The sequence below is a fragment of the Longimicrobium sp. genome (assembly GCF_036399255.1).
Taxonomy (GTDB): Bacteria; Gemmatimonadota; Gemmatimonadetes; order Longimicrobiales; family Longimicrobiaceae; genus Longimicrobium.
Genome location: NZ_DASWNM010000002.1, coordinates 21,805 through 30,048, shown reverse-complemented (window position 1 = coordinate 30,048; position 8,244 = coordinate 21,805). Strand labels below are relative to the sequence as shown.

The 8,244-nt window shown below is 72.1% G+C and carries 6 protein-coding genes; 3 read left to right on the top strand and 3 right to left on the bottom strand.

Annotation, left to right across the window (positions count from 1 at the left end; genetic code table 11):
- Positions 1 to 438: 438 nt before the first annotated feature.
- Complete coding sequence (locus tag VGC13_RS00160; RefSeq protein ID WP_331123157.1) at positions 439 to 1,185, bottom strand: alpha/beta hydrolase family protein; 747 nt, start codon at positions 1,183 to 1,185, stop codon at positions 439 to 441.
- Between the two features lie 107 nt (positions 1,186 to 1,292).
- Between VGC13_RS00160 and VGC13_RS00155 the strand changes: the two genes are divergently transcribed.
- Together VGC13_RS00155 and VGC13_RS00150 are read left to right on the top strand one after the other, a co-directional pair.
- Complete coding sequence (locus tag VGC13_RS00155; protein WP_331123156.1) at positions 1,293 to 1,763, top strand: hypothetical protein; 471 nt, start codon at positions 1,293 to 1,295, stop codon at positions 1,761 to 1,763.
- A gap of 234 nt (positions 1,764 to 1,997) precedes the next feature.
- A complete protein-coding gene (locus VGC13_RS00150; protein ID WP_331123155.1) occupies positions 1,998 to 3,446 on the top strand; it encodes a M20/M25/M40 family metallo-hydrolase in 1,449 nt (482 codons plus the stop codon).
- Positions 3,447 to 3,545: 99 nt separating this feature from the next.
- On the opposite strand, the gene VGC13_RS00145 is transcribed toward VGC13_RS00150, so the two are convergent.
- Entirely contained in the window at positions 3,546 to 3,929 is a 384-nt protein-coding gene (locus VGC13_RS00145) for a hypothetical protein (protein ID WP_331123154.1), read from the bottom strand.
- Positions 3,930 to 4,312: 383 nt separating this feature from the next.
- Between VGC13_RS00145 and VGC13_RS00140 the strand changes: the two genes are divergently transcribed.
- The gene (locus VGC13_RS00140) at positions 4,313 to 4,810 is read left to right on the top strand and encodes an outer membrane beta-barrel protein (protein ID WP_331123153.1); all 498 of its coding nucleotides are present in this window, start codon (positions 4,313 to 4,315) and stop codon (positions 4,808 to 4,810) included.
- A 271-nt stretch (positions 4,811 to 5,081) separates the two neighbouring features.
- Here the strand turns inward: VGC13_RS00140 and VGC13_RS00135 are convergent, their stop codons facing one another.
- Positions 5,082 to 7,970: a two-component regulator propeller domain-containing protein gene (locus tag VGC13_RS00135; RefSeq protein ID WP_331123152.1), complete on the bottom strand. Its 2,889-nt coding sequence runs from the start codon at positions 7,968 to 7,970 to the stop codon at positions 5,082 to 5,084.
- Positions 7,971 to 8,244: the final 274 nt, after the last annotated feature.

Genomic DNA, 8,244 nt, shown 5'->3' with positions numbered 1-8,244 from the left:
CGGGTGAACGGGTGAACGGGTGAACGGGTGAACGGGTGAACGGGTGAACGGGTGGGCGGGTGGGCGGGTGGGCGGGTGGGGCAGGGTATGCTGCGGCTTCGAAGGGGTTCGAACTGCGTCGTCGGCGCCCCCCACCCCGGCCCTCCCCGCAAACAGCGCGGGGGAGGGTGACGCGCTCAACAGTTGGTGGAGCGGAATCGAATTCTCCTCTCCCCATGCAGTTTATGGGGGAGAGGCCGGAGAGGGGGCGCCGGCGGACGCGCCCAACCCCACTCGTAGCGCGACCGAATTCTCCCCTCTCCCCGAGGAACGAGGGGGGAGGGGCCGGGGGAGGGGGCCCGCGTCGCACGCAGTTGCCATCTATTTCGACGAACCACAATGCGTCGTCCCCATCACCCGTTCACCCGTTCACCCGTTCACCCCCACCCCTTCATCCCCTCACCCCTTCAGCCGCTCCCGCAGCCACTCCGCCGCGTAGTCGATCGCCGGGGCCGGCAGAATGTGCCCCGCGTTCCACCACTTGAGCTCCTTGGGCTCCTCCGCGGCATCGAACAGGCGCTGGGCCTGCTCGGGCTTCATCGTGCGGTCGCCGGTGCCGTGCACCATCAGCAGGGGGCGGCCGCGCAGCTTGCGGACGGCGCGGATGGGGTCGGCCACGGTGCGCGCCACGGCGGAGAGCGGCGTGCCCGCCGGCAGGTCGCCGCCCGCGGCCAGCACCACGGCGCGCACGGCCGGGTCCTCGGCGGCCGTCAGCACCGCCAGAAAGGAGCCCAGCGAGTAGCCGGCGATGGCCGTGCAGTCGCGGTCGATCTCCTTGCGCGCGCGCAGGTAGCCCAGCGCCAGCCGGCACTCCTTGAGCCCCTGCCGCCAGATTCCCATCAGCGCCAGCGGGTTGCGCGCGGCCTGCGCCTGCAGCGGGTCGCCGCGGGTGCCGTGCAGCGGCAGGTCGATGGCCAGGCTGGCGATGCCGTGCCGCATCAGCGAGCCGCCCACCCCCTCCGACACGTGCTCCTTGCGCGACGAGTAGCCGTGCAGCAGCAGCACGCCCGGCGCGGGCACCGGCTCGCGCGGCAGCAGCAGGATGCCGGGAATGGCCTCGCCGCCGGCGTGGAACTCCAGGGTGATGCGGCGCCCCGCGGGCACCGCCTGATCCGCGTGCGTGGTCTGGTGGATGCGTGTCGTCATGCGGCGCGGGGCGGGCAAGATCGTTGCCGCCCGGCACGCAGGGGGACCCGATTGCGGGACCGGCGGGTAACCGGCTATCCTGAGTGGACTTCCCTACTTTCACAACCGTGACCGCGCCCATGCGCCCCATCCACCGCTTCGCGCTTCTGCTTCCCCTGCTGGCCGCCTGCGGCGAGGGACCCACCGATCCCGGCGACTACTCGCTGGACGGCACCTGGCTGGGCCGGGCGTTTCCGCTGGAGCTGGAGCTCAAGTTCAACCAGGACGGCGACAACCGCGTCACCGGCACCGGCGAGATCCGCGGGCTGGAGGAGATCCTGGAAACCGTCCCCGACCCCGACCGCCCCGGCGTCCCCGGCGCGGTGGACACCACGCGCATCGACACGGTGGCCACCCGCGGCGTGGAGGTCGACGTCAGCGGCGACTGGGACCATCCCAACTTCGAGCTGCGGCTGCGCAGCGAGGGATACTCCGACGCCGAGCTCGCCGGCGCCTGGAGCGGCCCGGATTCCGTCCGCGCCACCCTGCGCGAGTCCGGCTTCGGGAACGCGACCGTCGTCATCGCCCGGCAGCCGTGAGGTGAGCGGGTGAAGGGGTGAACGGGTGACGGGATGACATCCGTCAGCCGGTTCCTATCCGATCCTATCCGAAGCGCGTTCGAATTCTCCCCTCTCCGTGAGGAACGAACGGGGAGGGGCCGGGGGAGGGGCCCCCGCGGGCGCAGTTCGATGCACGTTCCAACATCCGTGGGTGCCCCGGGCACTCACCTGGATCTGAATCACAGGGGACCCACAGGGGAAGGCGATACACGAATGCGCATTCGCAACACCGCGCTGCTGGCGGCCGTGCTGGTGGCGGCGCCCGCGGCGGCGCAGGACGCCTGGACGGTGCGGGCGCCCGCGCCGCAGGGGCTCGACCGCGCCGCCGCGCAGGCGACCACCATGCGCCACCTGCAGAACCTCATCCGCATCAACACCGAAAACCCGCCCGGCAACGAGATCCGGACGGCCATGTACTTCGACTCGGTGCTCAGCGGCGTGCCCGGCGTGGAAACCCGCATCCTGCGCGTGCCCGAAGACAGCATGCGCGCCAACTTCGTCGCCCGGCTGCGCGCGGCCAACCCGCGCCAGAAGCCGGTGCTGGTGATGGGGCACATGGACGTCGTCGGCGCCGACACCACCAAGTGGGAGACGGACGCCTTTACCCCCACCATCCGCGACAACTACCTGTACGGCCGCGGCGCCATCGACGACAAGGGAATGCTGGCCGCCACCCTCACGTCGCTCGTCCAGCTGGCCCAGCAGCGCAACCGCCTGGACCGCGACATCATCTTCTTCGCCACGGCGGGCGAGGAGGGCGGGCCCGCCGTGGGCGTGGACTGGGTGATCGAGCACCACCGCGACCTCATCGGCGACGCGGAGTTCGCGCTGAACGAGGGCGGCCGCATCCGCGTGCAGGACGGGCGCGTACGCACCGTCAACATCCAGACGACCGAAAAGGTCTACTACAACGTCGTCGCCACGGCCACCGGCACCAGCGGCCACGGCTCCGTTCCGCTTCCCGACAACGCGCTGGCGGCGCTGGCCCGCGCGGTGAACCGCGTGCACGAGTGGCGCGCGCCGGTGCGGCTCATCGAGACCACGCGCATCTACTTTCAGCGCCTGGCCGCCATCGAGGGCGACGCCGAGATGAAGCGGGCGATGGAGGAGCTGTCGGCCACCGGCGCGTCCCGGGAGCAGATCGACGGGGCGGCGGCGGTGCTGTCGCGCGATCCGCTGCACAACGCGGTGCTGCGCGCCGGCGCCTCGCTCACCCTGCTGAACGGCGGCTTTCGCAGCAACGTGATCCCGTCCGAGGGGCGCGCCACCTTCAACGTGCGCGTGGTGCCCGGTGAAGACATCGGCGAGATCGTGCGGATGATGAACGAGATCGACGGCGAGCCGCAGGTGACGTTCGCGGTTGAAGGCGAGCCCGCACAGGCGCCTCCGCCTTCGCCCGTGTCGACGGAGCTGTTCCAGGCCATGGAGGCGGCGGCGCGGGTCATGGCGCCCTCGGCCACGGTGCTGCCGTTCATGTCCACCGGCGCCACGGACGGCGCGGCGCTGCGCGCCATCGGCATCCCCACGTACGGCATCCTCCCCATGCCGCTGCTGATGGAAGACGAGCTGCGCATGCACGGCGACAACGAGCGCGTGCCCGTCCCCGCCGTCGGCTGGGCCACGGAATACATCTACCGCGTGCTGCGCCAGGTCGCGAGCTGAGGCGGACGGCGGGCTGGACCCCCACGATGAAGTGCCCGGCCGGGTTCATCCCCGGCCGGGCGCGTTCGTTTGTCGGGCTCCGGCACCGCCGGTGGGTCCTTACCAGGCGCAGCTGGCGCCGCCGGACGTGGCGTACACGTTCTTGCGGATGCTGACCGTCTGGTTGTTGGCGTCGGTCAGGGTAAGGTACAGCGTGCCCGTACCGTAGAACTCGCCGTACCACTCCGAGTCGCCCGAACCGGAGCCGTTGGTGACGCTCCAGGAGTACGTGTACGGCGCCGTTCCGCCGGAGGTGTTGACCGTCCACACGCACTGCGTGTAGCTGCGGATGTTGCTGGGCCCCAGGATCACCGCGGCAAAGGTCTGCGCGTCGCGCCCCTCGACGGTGGCGCCCGGTGCGGCGGCGGCCGGGCGGCTGCCCCCGAACGCCGTCGCGGCCGCGGCGACAAGGAGCAGGGACAGCAGGCGGATGATTTTCGGCATCGTACGGCTCCGTGAAAGACGTTGCAATCGGACGCGATGGCGTCACGGTACCGTAGAGTGTAGCCGACCCGCACGCGCTTCCGCAATGCAAATCGTGTAATTGTTGCGTGTAATGATGCGAACTCCGCCCGTGCTGCGCCGGCGCAGGACGGGCGGACGCAGATTCGCGACGGTCCGCTCGACGTGGCCCTGGCGACGCGGCGCGGCATGGGGCAACTGCCGTGAGGCATGGATTGCACGAGGCCCACTGCAACCGTGGCGGGCCGATCCGCATCCAAGCGGACGGATGCGGAACTCGCGGGCACCTTGCGTGGTTCCATGCGGGGCGCGCGGCGGCGGCGGGCACGCGCGTCGGACCACTTTTCAACCGGAAGGGCAGACTGATGAGAAACTGGATTCCGGCGCTGGGCCTGGTGGCCGCGGCGCTGGCCGTGACGCCAGCGGCGGCGCAGCTCCCCGTGGCCATCGAGCTGCGCCTGGACGCGGGCATTCCCGTGGAGGAAACCGGCGAGCTGTACGACGTGGGCCCGGGCTTCGGGGTGCGCGCGTCGCTGGAGGTGGCGCCCACCTTTGCGCTGTACGGCGGATACTCGCAGTTCAACCTGGAGGTGGACGAGGACGTCCTGCCGGACGGCGAGCTGGAGCTCAGCGGCTTCGAACTGGGCGGGCGCGTGGGGATCGGCAGCGGCGGCGGCGGTGCGGGGAGCCCGTATTTTCTGCTGGGCGCGCTGTTCCAGGACAACGACACGGGCATCGAGGCGGGGATTGGCGTCGACTATCCCGTGAGCTGGCAGGTGTCCGTCACCCCCGAGGTGCGCTACCGCAAGATGGACGACCTGGACTACATCACCATCGGCATGGGCGCGCGCTTCCGGTTCTGATTATTGGGGCGGAGTTTCGTCGGGGGATGGGAACGGGGTTGAACCCACGCCCCGGGACCACGGGTTGAAACCCGCGGCTAGAAATGCCATAAGCCCCGTCTCGGCTCGCTGACGCTCGCCGAACGGGGCTTCACCTGCATGCGTCGGCAACGGCCGTCGCGCGTGGGTGGCTCGGCGCACGAGGAGGCCCGGCAATCCTCCGCTTCCGCCGCGCATCCCTTCACCCCTTCACCCCTTCACCCCTTCAGCCCTTCACCCCTCACCCCTTCACCTACGCCCGGGCGATCCGCTTGCCGCGCTTCTGGGCGTACATCTGCTGGTCGGCGGATTCCAGCAGCGAGTCGATGGAACGCGGCGCGGCGGGGTCGAACCCGCTGAAGCCCAGGCTCAGGGAGAGATTGAAGGGACGGCCGGCGGTGTCGTTGTGGCGCGCGACCGCCTCCCGCAGCCGCGCGGCGGCGGCCTTCACGCCGGCGCCGGCGTCTCCGTCCGCGGCCGGCGTATCGTCGCGCACCAGCACCGCGAACTCATCGCCGCCCAGGCGCGCGACCACGGCGGCGTCCCCGAAGCTCTTGCGGATGAGCCGGGCGGTGTCGCGAAGGGCTTGGTCGCCCTGCGGATGGCCGAGCGTGTCGTTGATCCGCTTGAGGCCGTCCATGTCGGCGAACACCACGTCGAAGCCGCGGCGCTGCCGGTCCGCCTCGCGCACCCACTGCTCCGCCAGGGCCAGCAGGCCGCGCCGGTTGTAGAGGCCGGTGAGGTCGTCGTGCAGCGACAGGTCGCGCAGCATCTCTTCCCGCAGCGCCCGCTGCACCATCCGCACGCGTAGCTGGTGCGCCGCCAGCACCAGCGCCACCACGGCGGCGATCACCAGCAGCGTGAACCAGCGCGTCTGCCAGAAGTGCGGCCGCAGCCGCAGGGCCACGCGCGCGTTGGCCGTGCTGGCCACGCCGTCCTCGTTGCGCGCTTCGACGTGAAAGACGTAGCGCCCCGGCGGCAGGTTGGTGTAATACGCCACCCGCCGCGTGCCCCCATCCACCCACCCCGGATCGTAGCCCTGCAGGCGGTAGCGAAAGCGCAGCTGCTCGGGCGCCACGAAGCTGGCGGCGGTAAAGTGGAACTCCAGCCGGCGGGTCCCGGGCGCCCCCTCGATCGCCGCCTCGCCCTCGTGCGCCACCTCGTCCACCACCACGCGCTCGATGAGCGGGGTGGGCGCGCGGGCGTTGCGCCGCAGCCGCGCCGGGTCCACGATCGCCAGCCCCGCCGGCGTGCCGAACCACAGCCGCCCGTCCGGCCCCCGCCAGGCGCGCGAGATGGACGACGCCTCCCCCGCCATCCCGTCGCGGCTGCCGAACTGCTTCATGGTCAGCGTCCGCGCCGTCCCCGCGGCCACCGCCTCCAGCTCCGCCCGTGCCACGTTTCCCACCCCCCACGATCCCGTCAGCCACAGGCGCCCGTGTCCATCGTCCAGCGCCTGGTACACGGCGTTGCCGGGAAGCCCGTGGCGCGTGTTGAAGACGAAGACGCTGTCGCCGCGGATGCGCGCCAGCCCGCGCGCCGAGCCCACCCACAGCGTGCCGTCGGCATCCTCCAGGATGCGGAACACCGGCTGCCCCGCCAGCGCCCGCGGCCCGGGGACGAAGCGGCCGTCCCTCATGCGGAACAGCCCCTCGCTCTGGGTGCCCACCCACACGGTGCCGCGCCGGTCCGCGAAGACGGAGAGGATGTAGGGATCGGCAAGGCCCTGCGCCGGCCCATAGGTGCGGAACCGGCCGTCCCGCAGGTGGGCCAGGCCGTTGTAGGTGCCCACCCACAGCGATCCGTCCGGTGCCTGGGACAGCGCGCGCACCCGGTCGTCCGGCAGTCCGTCCCGCGCGCCGAAGGTGACCGCCTGCCCGTTTCGGATGCGCGTCAGCCCGCCGTTGGTGGCCACCCACAGGTCGCCGCCGCGGCCGGGCACCAGGTCGCGCGCCACGTCGTCGGCCAGCGCGCCGCCCGCGTGGGTAAAGAGCCGCGTGCCGCTCGCCGTGCGGTGCGCCACGCCGCCGTGGGTGGCGATCCACACGCCCCCCGCGCCGTCGCCCGCGATCGCCGAGACCAGGTCGTGCGGCAGGCCGTCGGCGCGCGTCACGGTCGCGACCGCGGTGGGCCGCAGCCGGAACAGCCCGCCCTGGCGCGACCCCACCCACAGGTTGCCCTCGGTGTCCTGGTGCAGCGTGGAGGCCTGGGCGATCGGCTGGCCGCCGGGAAGGGGGACGTGCACCGCGCGGCCGCCCGCCATGTGGAACAGGCCGTTCTCCGCGGCCAGCCAGAGGGTGCCTTCGCGGTCGCGGAGGATGGTGTTCACGCGCCGCGGGGCGCCGGCCCCGTCCGCGGCGACGCGGGTGACGGTCCCGCCGCGCAGGCGGGTGACGCCGGGGTCGAAGGTCCCCACCCACACGGTGCCGTCGCGGTCCGCGTACAGCGAGGCCACCTGGTCCGCCGCGAGGCCCGGGCGCTCGTACCGGCCGTCGCGGTAGCGCAGCACGCCCCCCGCCGCCGTCCCGATCCACAGGGCGCCGTCCGGGGCGCGCGCCATGTCCATCACCACCGGCTCCTCCATCCCGGCCGGGGCGGGAAGCGGCTCCACGCGCCCGTTCCTGACGCGGCTCACGCCGCCGCGCGTGCCCACCCACAGCACGCCGCCCGTGTCCGGCAGCAGCGACGTCACCTTGTCGCTCTTGAGCCCGTCGCGCATCCGGAAGATCGTCCAGCGGCCGCCGGCGTAGCGCACCAGCCCGTCGCGCTCGCTGGCCGCCCACAACGTGCCGGCGGAGTCCACCGCCACCTGCCAGAAGCTGGCGCGGCCCAGCCCCGGGATGTCGGACTCGTTGAAGACGCGGAACGAGACCCCGTCGAAGCGCACGATCCCCTCGTACGACGCCAGCCACAGGTAGCCGTCGCGGGTCTGGGCGATGTCGAGCGCGATGTTGGAGGGCAGCCCCTGCTCCGTCCCCCAGCGCGCGAAGGCCAGCCCCGGCACCTGCGCGTCCGCGCGCGGCGCCAGGAACGACGCGCCCAGGCACAACGCGGCGAGCGCCGCCACGCGGCGGCGCCATGACGGCCCGGGGGCCTGCCGGGACCTGCGGACTTCGGGGGGAGCGGGACTGATGCTGGACATCGCGGCTTCGGGAAGGTCGCGCCACGGTGCGGGCTGGCGCTGCCTCAAGCTGTGGCATCCGCAGGCTTCAGAGCAAGAGCGACGATGCCGACCGTCTGTTTTCCGCCGTCGCGGCGGTCGGAGGCGGATTTCCGCGGAAACGGGAAGGACGGGTGCAGGGGAGCCGCATCGCAGGTACTTTGTCCGCCCGGCAGGCAATCGATCCCTGGCAAGCTGGGAAACCTGGCAAGCTGGGAAACCTTGCAAGCTGGGGAACCTGGCAAGCGGGAAACCT

Excerpts from the sequence above, each read along its gene's own strand:
- VGC13_RS00160 (WP_331123157.1), bottom strand. The coding sequence starts at position 1,185 with ATGACGACACGCATCCACCAGACCACGCACGCGGATCAGGCGGTGCCC.
- VGC13_RS00150 (WP_331123155.1), top strand. The coding sequence starts at position 1,998 with ATGCGCATTCGCAACACCGCGCTGCTGGCGGCCGTGCTGGTGGCGGCG.
- VGC13_RS00145 (WP_331123154.1), bottom strand. The coding sequence starts at position 3,929 with ATGCCGAAAATCATCCGCCTGCTGTCCCTGCTCCTTGTCGCCGCGGCC.
- VGC13_RS00140 (WP_331123153.1), top strand. The coding sequence starts at position 4,313 with ATGAGAAACTGGATTCCGGCGCTGGGCCTGGTGGCCGCGGCGCTGGCC.
- VGC13_RS00135 (WP_331123152.1), bottom strand. The coding sequence starts at position 7,970 with ATGTCCAGCATCAGTCCCGCTCCCCCCGAAGTCCGCAGGTCCCGGCAG.